10 protein-coding genes and 4 tRNA genes are annotated in these 12,390 nt (G+C 52.7%); 10 read left to right on the top strand and 4 right to left on the bottom strand.

Annotated elements, in window-relative coordinates:
• Positions 1-175: 175 nt before the first annotated feature.
• Positions 176-1,051 carry a hypothetical protein gene (locus tag KJ970_08225; protein ID MBU2690900.1) on the bottom strand — a complete coding sequence of 292 codons (876 nt, stop codon included), beginning with the start codon at positions 1,049-1,051 and terminating at the stop codon, positions 176-178.
• Between the two features lie 211 nt (positions 1,052-1,262).
• On the opposite strand from KJ970_08225, the gene KJ970_08220 reads away from it, so the two are divergent.
• Positions 1,263-2,549 (top strand): C1 family peptidase, encoded by a 1,287-nt coding sequence (locus KJ970_08220; GenBank protein ID MBU2690899.1) that lies wholly within the window; start codon positions 1,263-1,265, stop codon positions 2,547-2,549.
• A 16-nt stretch (positions 2,550-2,565) separates the two neighbouring features.
• Here KJ970_08220 and KJ970_08215 read toward each other — a convergent pair whose 3' ends face one another.
• Together KJ970_08215 and KJ970_08210 are read right to left on the bottom strand one after the other, a co-directional pair.
• The gene (locus tag KJ970_08215) at positions 2,566-4,221 is read right to left on the bottom strand and encodes a hypothetical protein (protein MBU2690898.1); all 1,656 of its coding nucleotides are present in this window, start codon (positions 4,219-4,221) and stop codon (positions 2,566-2,568) included.
• Between the two features lie 1,516 nt (positions 4,222-5,737).
• On the bottom strand, positions 5,738-6,457 hold the full coding sequence (locus KJ970_08210) for a TIGR00266 family protein (protein MBU2690897.1): 720 nt from the start codon (positions 6,455-6,457) through the stop codon (positions 5,738-5,740).
• Between the two features lie 105 nt (positions 6,458-6,562).
• Between KJ970_08210 and KJ970_08205 the strand changes: the two genes are divergently transcribed.
• Complete coding sequence (locus KJ970_08205) at positions 6,563-7,219, top strand: hypothetical protein (GenBank protein MBU2690896.1); 657 nt, start codon at positions 6,563-6,565, stop codon at positions 7,217-7,219.
• Between the two features lie 10 nt (positions 7,220-7,229).
• On the opposite strand, the gene KJ970_08200 is transcribed toward KJ970_08205, so the two are convergent.
• The gene (locus KJ970_08200) at positions 7,230-8,348 is read right to left on the bottom strand and encodes a right-handed parallel beta-helix repeat-containing protein (GenBank protein MBU2690895.1); all 1,119 of its coding nucleotides are present in this window, start codon (positions 8,346-8,348) and stop codon (positions 7,230-7,232) included.
• Between KJ970_08200 and KJ970_08195 the strand changes: the two genes are divergently transcribed.
• From KJ970_08195 to tuf, 8 genes are all read left to right on the top strand, one after another.
• Positions 8,337-8,690, top strand: coding sequence for a hypothetical protein (locus KJ970_08195; GenBank protein MBU2690894.1), 354 nt, complete (start codon positions 8,337-8,339; stop codon positions 8,688-8,690). The two genes, KJ970_08200 and KJ970_08195, sit on opposite strands and share 12 nt — an antisense overlap.
• Positions 8,691-8,777: 87 nt before the next feature.
• Entirely contained in the window at positions 8,778-9,791 is a 1,014-nt protein-coding gene (locus KJ970_08190; protein MBU2690893.1) for a D-alanine--D-alanine ligase, read from the top strand.
• Positions 9,792-9,833: 42 nt separating this feature from the next.
• A complete protein-coding gene (cysS, locus tag KJ970_08185; protein MBU2690892.1) occupies positions 9,834-11,261 on the top strand; it encodes a cysteine--tRNA ligase in 1,428 nt (475 codons plus the stop codon).
• Between the two features lie 258 nt (positions 11,262-11,519).
• A tRNA-Thr gene (locus KJ970_08180) sits at positions 11,520-11,591 on the top strand.
• A 117-nt stretch (positions 11,592-11,708) separates the two neighbouring features.
• A tRNA-Tyr gene (locus KJ970_08175) sits at positions 11,709-11,791 on the top strand.
• 62 nt (positions 11,792-11,853) lie between these two features.
• Positions 11,854-11,925, top strand: a tRNA-Gly gene (locus tag KJ970_08170).
• 23 nt (positions 11,926-11,948) lie between these two features.
• Positions 11,949-12,021: transfer RNA gene (locus tag KJ970_08165), tRNA-Thr, on the top strand.
• A gap of 159 nt (positions 12,022-12,180) precedes the next feature.
• Positions 12,181-12,390 (top strand): elongation factor Tu (tuf, locus tag KJ970_08160; protein MBU2690891.1); only part of this gene is annotated, 210 nt, incomplete at its 3' end.

Genomic DNA, 12,390 nt, shown 5'->3' with positions numbered 1-12,390 from the left:
CATGGGAGGTTAGCTTTTCATCTCCGAACTCAATCCGGAGATTCTTGTTGACACGGCGGCTCATAATGCGTTTTCTTCGTCTCATTGGAAATGGGTTTTCCTTTCTCGGTTGAACGGTAATGTCTACAACCGAAAAAACATATGGGAAGCCCATTTTCAACTTTTTCTTCTCATTTCAACTCATATTTTTTGCCGGATTAGGGTTAAATCTGCCGTCTTGTCCGGTCCGGAAGCGATATGGGCATGGCCGGCTTTCCGTCTGATATATAAGGAAGTCCGGCGGACTTGCCTGGAGCGTTGTCCAACTGCCGCGAATGACTCCCGAAATATGTGCCGGCTTTGGCAGCGCTGAATTAAACATTGTGATCTGGTCTTTCTTAACGAGGACGAATTCGGCGGCGCTCCAATCATAGGCTGGCGGCAGCCAGGTCGTCGGCACCGAATCGGACTGCACTGAAACGAGATAATTTTCGGGGGGCAGCAATGGAAAGAGGAACTCCACTGGGCTTTCTTGGATTTGCTCCGTTGTGATGTCACGGAACGCCAATCCCGGTCGTGGCATTGTTTGTACATTGCAGGTCAACCGTTGACCGAGCAGATTTTCAGGGATTTCCAGACGGACAATCAATCTGCCGCAATGGATATCCGCGCGGGTGACCTCATTTTTGACATGCAGGGTATCCCACATCATCAGCTCCCTGTCCTGCAACCATTTGGAATACGGGAACCTCGCAGAGCCGCTGCGGCCGGTGACGTCAATGCAGTAGGAGCCGTGGGGGACGATAATGGTGTAATGCCCGAGGGAATCGGTCAGGGCCTCTATCTCGATTTTTACCGGCGATGAGCGAATTGATTTGACCCTGACAATAGCGGGAAATGGTTTTCCCGCAGCCGTGACAACACCTTCTATTTTCCCCCAGGCTGGATCAAAACAGATTCCGCTAACGGGAGAAGATGCCGGGAGGTCTGTCCAAGGCGTTAGTAGAGAAATTGCCAGAGCAAGAATGAGAAGGAGTTTTGTCGGATCGCCGCTTCGTTTGCGAGCTTTCATTGGTGACGACTTTCACCAACCCCAACTCGTTATGGAAAAGGATGGTAGACCTGGTGACACCTATAGTTTACCCCCGCCATGCAGGATTGCAAGGGGAGAAAAGAGAGCATCGATCTCGAATTTGGACTGTGTTAATATCGCTGATTGGGATGAATTCTCCTGCGGCAAAAGAACAGCCCATTCCGACGGATAGGGGATGTGGGGGGGAAAGATGGCTAAATGGCGTGGATTCGGTGGGGTGGTGGGAGCAGTGCTTGTGATCCTCCAGTTATTAACAGGGGTCGCCCTGGCTGTCCCTGACCAGCCGATTTATAAACCCCAATATGAGTACCCGGTACTTGAGGAGCTTCGCAAGGAGCGTGAGGCCCAACAGGCCATTGAAGATTCACTCCAAGAGCTGGTCGATGAGAGATACAAAAAAGAAGAACAACTAAAAAAGAAAGAGGAGATGTCATTGCGACTGGATTGGTCGCTCATTGATAAACCTTCCGGCCCGGAGGCCTTCCCGTCCGCCTTTCATTTCCCACCCGTTCCCCAATATGCCAGCGGCACATGCTGGGCCTTTTGTTCCGTATCATTTTTCGAAACCGAGATTCAACGTTTAACAGGACAGGAGATCAAGCTGTCGGAGATGTGGGTTGTCTACTGGGAATTTGTGGAAAAGGTCAGGCATTATGTACAGAATTATGGACATTCCAACTTCTCAGTAGGGTCGCAGGATCAAGCGACGCGGGAGATTTTTCGCACATACGGCGCTGTCCCTGCTGAGGTATACAAAGGCGCCACCTCAAAAGACGGGCGGCATGACCATTCGCAATTGGGCCAGGAGTTGAGAAGTTATCTGGCGTGGGTGGAGGAAAATGGGTTCTGGGATGAGAAAAAAGTCATTTCTTACACACGAACCATATTAGATAAATATCTTGGTGAACCACCGGTAACTTTCACATACATCGAGAAAACTTATACTCCTAAATCATTTGCTGCTGATGTCCTCAAGCTGAGCCTGGATGATTATATTTGCCTCGTTTCAACATCCAAGAAACCTTTTGGAAAATTCATTTTACATGATGTATTCGATAACTGGAGGCGGAGTGAGGATTATCTTAATCTTCCATTGGATGATTATTATCAAATAATCAGATCCGCAATTATCGACGGTTACACGGTTTCTCTCGGAGTGGATGTCAGTGAACCGGGTATGGATGGTTTCGAGGATGCGGCTGTGATTCCGAGTTGGGACATTCCTTCAGAATTTATCAATCAGGGAAGCCGGGAGTTCCGGATCGATAATGAAACGACCACCGACGATCATGGGGTCCATGTTGTTGGCTACCTGAATCACAACGGGCAGGACTGGTACCTCATAAAAGACAGCAACCGCAGTTCCCGGTTGGGAAAATTCAAGGGGTACTATTTTTATCACGGGGATTATATCAAGTTAAAAACCTTGAGCCTAATGATTCACAAAGACCGGCTCGAGAAAATTCTTAAGGATTAGCTCCTCGATAAATGTCTTAGGGCTTACAATACGCTCCACCGGGAAGTATTGATTCTCCTTCCTCTTTGGCTCTACGCCACACCACCCATTCATCTTCTGTGACGGCGCATCGTCCCTTGCGGGAATGAACGGCATGAAAATTATAATTCCAAGAGAGGATGTCGGAGCCTCCGCCGTTATGCGTGGTAATGAAATACCGGTTGGAGAGCCGGCCGATCGCGTCGACCTGGCCGCCTGGGGTCGCTTGGTCGCCGCCACTGGGATCGATAGGGATCCATCCATAATTGGGGAGATAGACCTCGGCCCATCTGTGGTGAACGTCATCGACACTGACATCATCGCCGCGCAAGGACGCGCCGGCCTCATAACGAGCGGGCAGCCCCGCGGCGCGGCAGAGGGCAATGTATAGGAATGTGTACTCGGAGCAGGAGCCTGTGCCCCGCTTTATAAGAGTCTCCGGCACATCCCACCCGCCGACACGCTCGTATTCGAGTGTGTCGATCACCCAATTGAAGATTCGACGGGCAATCCAGTAAGGGTTGGATTCGTCGCCGACGATGCCCGCTGCCGTCTTCTGCACCAGCTCGGACTGAACCTGAAGCCTTTCCCCATCCGCCGTGTAGGCTTCGCGGATCTCCCTGGGAATGTCAGACAGAGGGCCGACCTTCTCGGGAATGATAATGTAGTTGAGATTCGCGATCCGGGCTTGGGCGGTATATCCCGCCTCAAAGCGTTCCCCGGGAGGTATCCGATCGCTCCGGAAGGTGGCCATCTTTTCACCCCACTGGTCAAAGTGAATCTCAGGTGACGGGGTAGTAAAAACAGGATCCGAGAGAAGAAGCTGGTTCTCTAACTCGGGCTCTGGAAAGGCGAAATGGACCACCGCATCTTGAACCATACCTGGGCCAAGGTTTTCGAGCCGGTAAGTGAGGCGAATCTCTGCATCGCGCCAATCACTCGTTTGATAAGGTCGTGCCTCTCGTGGTGCGCACAGCCAAATGAGTCCATCCTCAAAATCAGCAATCCAAAGGCGTCCATCTGGGGCGGGAGCGATACCAGAGGGGTAGGGGCCCGGGGAGTTGAATCTTGTAATAGCCGCCCCGCTTTTCGGCTCAACCATGTATATCCGATCATGATTACGTTGAGCAACCCAGAGATACCCATCGATATAAGCCAAACCGCCAGGTTCCTGCTCAGGAGAGGGGAAGGCAGTTAACGTCGTACCATCATGGGGGATAAGACATTGCAGTTGTTGGGCTCCATTATCCGATAGCCAGAGGGCCTCCCCATCCCAAGCCAAACCCAGGCCCGTCCCACTGGGTGTCATATAAGAGCCCACGGTAATACCGGATGCGGGATCAAAAATGTGAATCATCCCTTCGACATCATCCACGATATAGAGTTTCTGCTCGGCCCATGTCAGTCCTCTGGGCCTATAACAGGGTGCAGGTATTATCGTTATGATGTCGCCGTTCTCCGGATTGATCCGAATGAGATTCCCGGACTCCCAATCAGCGACCCAAAGGGCCTCGCCATCCCAGGCCAGATCAGCTGGATGTGGGATGGGAGATGGAATGGATCGGAGATAGAGTCCCGAATCATCCAGGGGATTGGTGCTCTGACCCGAACTTGAAGAAGCAAAACCAGTTAGAGCTGTGATTAAAACAGCCATTGACGGGATAATAAAAAGTTTGGAGATCCCGATCATCACTCATTCCCCCACGACAGGCGCCATTTTAAAACCGAAGGCAATCATTTTAGCTTACTCATCTTACGATTATGCAAAAAAAATTGTCACTGTCTAAAAAGCCTGTCATGACAATGTTATTATTGTGGCTTCGAAGAAGACCAGCGTGATACATGGTCCTGGCTATCATTTGTGATACATAATGAATCCCCGTATACGCAAAGCGGGAAGGCTCAGACTCAGGATCTTGAGATCTGGTTGCAAGATACCGTGTCGATGCGGCGGATCTGATTCGAGTCCCAGTAGTGAGGCTAATGTTGAAAAAGCTCAAGACAATCTAAATATCTAATATGCTTTATAAATGTAAATTAACATTTTGGCATGGAGTGCGAAGATGGGCCGTTCTTGCTTCACCAAATTCTGCCCCTCGTATCTCTTGAAATCGTTGTCTTGGTGTGAGATAATCATCTAGCCAACTGGAAAAGCAATGCATCCGGACAATGGATGATAGTTAGCGTTGAGGTTGGGACAATTCCTCAAGGCATAGGTATCCTTGTCCGCATTCCAAACCGGGTGAGGTCCCCCCCCCCACGGTTTTGGTGGGCGACTATTGTCAATTGCCCACCTCCCTGGGAGAGGAATGTGATAAGTAGGTTCATTTACACAACGTTCCTTTTGGCGTTCGTTGCAGCTAGTGCTGTAGCTGGACCCAATGAAGGTCTAATTCTCGCCGTGCATGGGAATGTTTCCGGCATGGAGACAAATGGTGCTCCTTGCAGATTCCTACCCTTGCCCGATCGATGTGAGGATCTAAGACCTTATGCCGCTCCCGATTCCTTCGGGGTCGAGTGGTTCATTGTGGTTGCTGTTTCCCGTCCAACCTATGATACCCAAATCAGTCATGTCACTTTTGGGATTGGCGATTACGATCCGGATCTATTGGAGATTGTATATGCCCAGCCCTGCATGACCCCGCCACGTCCGTTGGAAATCCCCACACTTAATTGGCCAGGGCCAAACTCAGGCACAACCCTATCGTGGTCTCCCGCTTGTCTAGATGGCGGGATCCAACCCGTTTACAATTTTGGGGTTTATGCCTATGGTCCCGGGTCAATCCCGCTGGATGCACACCCCATATTCCCGACCGGTGTTGTTGATTGCATGGTCGATACGCAGAAAGATCTCTTCGATGGAATGGGGGTCATGGGTTGCCGTGGAAATATTGGACAAAATCCAAACTGCCCATCTGAGGAGGAAATGGGTGCTTGTTGCTTTTTCTCTAGTTGTAAGCAGATGACCAAAGACAAATGCAGAGCCCAAGGTGGAGATTGGGTGGAGGGACCCTGTGATGAGCAATCCTGCTTAACAGCGGTCCCCACAAAGACTTCAACTTGGGGGAGTATCAAGAGCCTGTATCGGTAGGTGCGCTGTTAAACATTAGCCGGCCCGACGAGGATCGTCTTCGATCCCCGCCGGACGAGGAATGCTCGGTATGCTGTGTCTACCCTCGAAGGAGGTTGCCGATCATGCTTCCAGCGCCGCGGCCGCCCTCGCGTCCTCTTCCAGGGAGCCTGGGGATAAGCCAGGATAAGAGTGCCTGTGTGGAGCGCGTCTGTATCCATAGATCCCCTTGCCCGCGAAACTCGCAAACGAGTCCTTCGCCGGATAGGACTGTGCTCTTGAGACCGCCTACAGGGCGGACATCGAAATCGATACCTTGGGAAAACGCGACCACGTGACCGGTATCGCAGATGAATCGACGATTCATCAGATTGACTTTGTGAATCGCTCCATAACTGGAGGCGATCAGTTGCCCCTGCCCGGTGGCTTTGAGAAGAAAGAGGCCCTCACTGCCAAAGAAGGTTTTCGCGCCGCCCCACTTCGTATCGATATCAATTTCGGGCGTGGCCGCCAGGAAGGATCCGGACTGTAAATAAATCGTTCCATTCACAGGGGTTGTCATGATGTCCCCCGGAAGGGTCGGTGCCAGCGTGATCTCTCCATCCGGAAGTTCAGATGTGAATTGATTGAAGAATAGGGATTCGCCGCCCAAAACAGTCCGCTTCAAGGCTCCGAAGAGTCCCCCCTTCATTTGTGTGTTAATGCTGATACCATCACTCATGCTGACCATGGCTCCGGCTTCTGCGGTGATGCCTTCTCCCCGGTCAAGCCGGATGATGGCAAGTGAATAAGATGGTTGATATTTGATCTCGATATTCATCCTTGCGATTCCTTTCCGATTGAGCTGAGGAATTGTACAGTCAGCCTGCAGGGTAAGGGAAGAATCGGGAAAATGAAAAGGAAACAGGGCAAGGGAGGAATCACAATGTTGCCGAACCGCCTGTCGCACGCCATTCTTACAGCCGTTTGCCTCTTCATCGCGATGGGTTGTTCCACGAATACAAAAGATGCGGAGGAAGCGGAGGAGCTTCGATCCCGGATGGAACAGAATGGCGCGCCGGATGATCTGACAAAAGATGACTCCGAGGGAGGCCTTCCCGGTTCCTTGCTGATACCGGGACTCCAATTTTCATTGCCGGAAGGATGGGGAAAGGAGACACCTGAGAGCCGGATGCGGGTTGCACAACTGCGTCTGCCGGCCGGCGGATCGGGCGCCGAAGATGGAGAGCTTATCATTTTCTACTTCGGTGAATCGGCCGGTGGGGATCCGGAAGAGGCCCTGCAGAGGTGGACCAGCCAGTTCATTGCAAAGGAGGGAGAGGATCCTTTGGATGCCGTGGAGCGCACCGAGATAAATGCCGGCGGCTTTAAGATCACTACTTTGGAGGTGACAGGGGAGTTTCAACCTTCGGGAATGATGACCGGCCAGCCCGGTTTTATTAAGACGGATTGGGCATTGCTTGGGGCGGTGATTGAAGGCCGGAATGGCCCTTGGTTTGTTAGAGGGACCGGACCTGGAGCCGTAATGAAAAAACACCGGGAATCCTTCTTCGGTTTCCTGAAAAGCCTGGAACCCAGATAGCTCAGTATTTTTACTTGTACAAGGCCTTGATGCTGCCCCAGGTGGATATGTGGACCGGGTTTGGAATATTGCAGCGGACCGGCCATGCGCCGATAAGAGCGCATTGACTATTCGGCAAGCTGTAAGGCGCGCACTTTGAATCAATACGAAGGGTGAGATCGTTGTTCGCCATGTCGCAAAACACTGGACTGGCTGAGATATTGCCATCCAGCCCATTCTGATTCCCTATACAGCCGGCATAATCTCCACCGCTGTTGCCGTAGACATCACAACAGGTCAGTGTAGCGATGGCGGAACCCCGGCATTCGACGGCTTTGCCCGCACCGGTGCCGTATCCGATGATGGAGTTATTAAGGCGCAGATGCCCCGAGCTCAAAACCATGATTCCCGACCCCTCTGTCCCGGAATTTCTATAGAACGTGCAATTTGTAACTACTGGGGCCACATTGCCTGTAGCAATTCCTCCGCCCCAGTTGACGCTGTTGTTTTTTGAGAAAGTACAATCGACGATTTCCGCTTCGAGGGTCGTGTTGAAAAAAATGCCGCCTCCGGAACCCGCCGTATTCTCATAGAAGAGGCAATCTGCAAAGACCGGCGCCGAGTCCTGTTGAAAATAAAGACCTCCGCCAAGCCCGGAAGCGGTGTTCTGTTCAAATGTACAATCAGAAATAACCGGCGATGAGTCGTTGCACCAAATGGCGCCGCCATTAACTGCGGTGTTTTGTTCAAATGTGCAATCAGTTATGTGAAGGGATGAGTTGTTGCAATAGATCGCCCCGCCGGTGTTGGCGGATCCGGCTCTAATGGTTAGGTTCTCTATACGCACGGTTTGAATCAGGTCGTTGCAATAAAAACTGCGTCCTGATTGCTGGGCGTCGATGATGACGCAATCCTCAGCGGCGCCGTCGCCTCGTATTATAATGCCGGGGTTCAGTATGATTTCCGATTCCTCATATATATCGCAGGTGATGAGAACCGTGTCACCGGGCGTAGAGTAATCGACAGCTCCCTGAATGGTGGGGAACTCACTAGGGACATGACGCGTTGCGGAAGCGGCCGGCCGCGGAGTGGAGAATACGGCCAGAATGAACAGAAAATAGAAACCGTGGATATACCTGTGAAACGTCATCCTTGTATGCCTCCCCGGCGGCGTCAGTTCGGGACCCGGCCCGGTGCTGAAGCCTTGCGGGGACCGGCGGCTCATCCGCAAGTCCCCGCCGGAATTGTAGCATCATCCGAAATCACGGTCGAGAATCGATCCACCGGGTTCAAAGGAGCCCATCTCATGGGGGGTATCCATGGGGACGCTGGGCCATCTCGTTACTTGTACAAAGGTTTGATCCGCTCGCTTCGGAAGGCGCGGTCGCAGACAGGGTCATGGTTTCGGGATCACCCGGAGCGTTTCCGTCGGATCGTCAACTCTGCGCCGGCGATGAATCTGCAGATGACATTCCACGGACAAAAGCACTAGACTGCCCCTTATAGATGCGGTTCCAGAGAGAATTCCAAGGGTAGCCAAGAGAACCCTTTCCAGGGACTTCGCGGAGGAGAAGGTCGCATGTTGGTACTCGTTCTTATGGGAGGACGTTCAACTGAACGGGAGGTCTCGTTTGAAACGGGGCGGGCCGTCGTGCGGGCTCTGGGTGCGAATGGTCATGATGTTGTGGCCTGGGACACGAGCGAGAATCGCCACATTATAGAGATGTGCAGTTTCCAATCCCCTGCCAATCAGGTGGAGTATCAACCCTGGGGCGCTGCATTGGCGCAACTCATTGCTAAACTTGGGGATAAACTTGGATTTGTCTTTCCGGCACTTCATGGCGGAGCGGGTGAGGATGGCACGATCCAGGCTATTCTTGAGAGCTGCGGGGTTCCCTATGCGGGAAGCGGTCCCCTGTCGAGCGGACTGGCGATGAATAAGCGCTTGTCCAAGATACTCTTCGAAGCGCATGAATTGCCCACGCCGCCCTGGCGCAGCTGGAATCCCGATCCGTCGCCTGGTCCTGGCGAGGTCGCCTCTCTTGTCGATTCCCTAGGGGGATGGCCGATCGTCCTGAAGCCGGAGGATCAAGGCTCATCGGTTGGTGTCTCTATCGTTAAGGGACCGGAAGAAATGGACGATGCCATTCATAGTGTCCGCTCAGTCCTCACGGGATCCGATCGCATCCTGGCCGAGAAATTCATCGAGGGTCGGGAACTTACAGTGGGAATTCTCGGGAATCAATCCCTGCCACCGGTGGAAATTGAACCCACTGGCAGTTTTTATGATTACAAACGCAAATATAGCCCCGGAGCGAGCAAGTATATTGTGCCCGCGCCGTTGGAGGAAGAGGTGTCGCGCGGGTTGAAGCGCCTGGGATTATGGGCCTTTCAATCTTTGGGATGCCGCGGTTTCGGACGGGTGGATTTTCGTTTGGATCGGGAGAATCGCCCCAACATTCTCGAGGTCAACACGATACCGGGGATGACCGAATTAAGTCTGTTGCCGATGGCGGCAAAAGCCGGAGGAATCGATTTCAACGCCCTCATTGCCGAGATATGCCGGTTGGGGTGCGAGGTAAGACAGTCCTAGGAGAGGCCATTCTGGGTGTAGGCAAGGGGCAGAGGGGTGGATATGACGCTCAAGATTCAGGACACATTAAGCCGCCAAAAAAAGATATTTGAACCTGTCAATGAGGGCGAGGTTCGGATGTATGTCTGCGGGATGACGGTTCAGGACAAGCCCCATGTCGGGCATATGCGCGCGGCCGTCGTTGGCGATATGATTCGTCGTTATTGTGAGTTCCTGGGTTATAAAGTGACTTTCGTTAACAATTTCACCGACGTGGATGACAAAATCATCGCCCGGGCCGTTGAGGAAAAGACCGAATTTAAAGTGATCGCCGAGCGCAATATGAAGGCCTACTTGGAAGCCGTGGAGATGCTGGGAAACTTGCCCGCGACCTACTATCCAAAGGCGACGGAGCATATTCAGGAAATTTTAGATCTTGTGCAGCGTCTCATTGATGTGGGCGCCGCTTATGCCGCCCAAGGCGACGTCTACTACCGCGTTTCAAAAAACCATGAGTACGGAAAACTCTCAGGACGCAAAACAAGTGAGCTCCAGACCGGTGATCAAGGGGAAGTGGTTGATGCAAAAGAAGATCCGCTGGATTTTACCCTCTGGAAGGCGGCGAAACCAGAGGAGCCATCTTGGCCGAGTCCATGGGGTCCAGGGCGCCCTGGATGGCATATTGAATGCTCCGCTATGTCGATGAAGTACCTCGGGGAAACTTTTGATTTTCATGGAGGCGGGATCGATCTCATCTTCCCCCATCACGAGAATGAGATCGCCCAGTCCGAGTCAGTCACCCACAAGCCCTTTGCCAACTTCTGGATACATAATGGATTAGTGAATCTTAGCGGTGAAAAGATGTCGAAATCGACACAGCATTTCTACCTGTTTGAGGATCTTGCCAAGAGGGTCGATCCGATGGTGATCCGGTATTACCTCTTCTCGACGCATTATCGCTCACCCATTGAGTTCAGCGATGAGCGCTTAGAGGAGGCGGGGAAGGCCTACGGCCGGCTGGCGGAAACAAAGAAGCGGGCTGAGGAGGCCTTGGGGGATCTGAATTCCGTGCCCCGGAATCGTTTGGCGGATTTGGAAAACGGCGACCCGCTTCCCGCGGATGTAATGGAAAAGGCTCGAGAATTTCTCGCATCGATGAACGATGACTTCAATACGGCCCGGGCATTGGGATTCCTTTTTGAAACGTCCCATATTGTGAATCGTCTTGTGGATGAAGAGGTTAAGACTGGCGGCGGAAGCGCGGCGGCCGCCTTTGGAATCCTGAAAGAGATGATGGATCTTCTCGGCATCCGGTGGCCGGCATCAGTAGAATGTGAGGCGCCGGATGACATTTGCCGGCTGGCTCAGCAGAGGGCTGAAGCCAGGAGTGCGAAGAATTGGCAGGAAGCGGACCGGTTGCGGGAAGAGATACAGGCGAAGGGATGGGAGGTCGCGGATAAGGGGGGGGCGTTCGTTCTTAAGCCGCGATAGCTCCGGGATCCGCCCTCTGATACGATGGGTCATGTGATAAATGGGCTTGACGATGGCCCCCTCTTCAGCGAGAATACGGCTTGACATGCCTGGCGAATTTCCCTAGCATGCCAAATCTCAGCAGCCCAGCAAACGGCGCCGTCCCGGAGGTCTTGGCTTCCGGGTCATCTCATGGCCGTAACTTCCCGGCAATCAATCCTCAAGGGTAGAGATATCCTACTGGGGATGTTGCAGTCTTTTCCGGGCTTATGTTTAGTGGCTGGCGTAGCTCAGTGGTAGAGCAGCTGATTTGTAATCAGCAGGTCGGGGGTTCAACTCCCTTCGCCAGCTCAGTTAGCTCGCGGAGGTGGTGTAGAGGGGCAATCTCCCGGTAACGTGCTGCACCATGCAGCGCTGGAAGTCTCTTGCGGCAGGGTTGTGAATCCAATCGCGGTGTTTGATTGGATTGGGGGGGTTCCCGAGTGGACAAAGGGAACAGACTGTAAATCTGTCGTCGGACGACTTCGGAGGTTCGAATCCTCCCCCCCCCACAGAAAGCTTTCATGGGATAATCCCCATGTTGCCCTGATCTCAGGGATGTCAGCTGTGATAGGCGGGAGTAGCTCAGGGGTAGAGCATCAGCCTTCCAAGCTGAGGGTCGCGAGTTCGAATCTCGTTTCCCGCTCAGGTTCATCTGTTGTTCGATGGGCCCACGTAGCTCAGTCGGTAGAGCATTTGCATGGTAAGCAAAAGGTCACCAGTTCGATTCTGGTCGTGGGCTCAGCAGAGTTTTGTGTTGTTTGGTGGAGTCAATCCGAAGCGCCGGGTTTCTGAATTTTCCGGCTCAGGTTGAAAAATAGATCCCAGCCCGTGCCTCCATAATGTCATTAGATATGGGGGACTCTCGAGGCGAGAGGACAAACGAGGAGGGTCTCGAAGGATGGCCAAGGCGAGGTTTGAGCGGACGAAGCCGCACGTGAACGTCGGAACGATCGGGCACGTGGATCACGGAAAGACAACACTAACGTCGGCGATCACGATGTATTTGGCGAAGACGGGGCAGGCGGAAGTACGTTCCTTCGACAGTATTGATAAAGCGCCGGAAGAGAAGGCGCGAGGTATTACGATTGCGACAGCGCACGTCGAGTAT

It is taken from the genome of Candidatus Eisenbacteria bacterium, from assembly GCA_018831195.1.
GTDB lineage: Bacteria > Eisenbacteria > RBG-16-71-46 > CAIMUX01 > JAHJDP01 > JAHJDP01.
The sequence above is the reverse complement of the archived record's forward strand: the minus strand, read 5'-3'. Positions and strand labels throughout refer to the sequence as shown.

Bases quoted from the DNA above. Each gene is read 5' to 3' on its own strand.
- KJ970_08225 (MBU2690900.1), bottom strand. From the start codon at position 1,051: ATGAAAGCTCGCAAACGAAGCGGCGATCCGACAAAACTCCTTCTCATT.
- KJ970_08220 (MBU2690899.1), top strand. From the start codon at position 1,263: ATGGCTAAATGGCGTGGATTCGGTGGGGTGGTGGGAGCAGTGCTTGTG.
- KJ970_08215 (MBU2690898.1), bottom strand. From the start codon at position 4,221: ATGGCTGTTTTAATCACAGCTCTAACTGGTTTTGCTTCTTCAAGTTCG.
- KJ970_08210 (MBU2690897.1), bottom strand. From the start codon at position 6,457: ATGAATATCGAGATCAAATATCAACCATCTTATTCACTTGCCATCATC.
- KJ970_08205 (MBU2690896.1), top strand. From the start codon at position 6,563: ATGTTGCCGAACCGCCTGTCGCACGCCATTCTTACAGCCGTTTGCCTC.
- KJ970_08200 (MBU2690895.1), bottom strand. From the start codon at position 8,348: ATGACGTTTCACAGGTATATCCACGGTTTCTATTTTCTGTTCATTCTG.
- KJ970_08190 (MBU2690893.1), top strand. From the start codon at position 8,778: ATGTTGGTACTCGTTCTTATGGGAGGACGTTCAACTGAACGGGAGGTC.
- cysS (MBU2690892.1), top strand. From the start codon at position 9,834: ATGACGCTCAAGATTCAGGACACATTAAGCCGCCAAAAAAAGATATTT.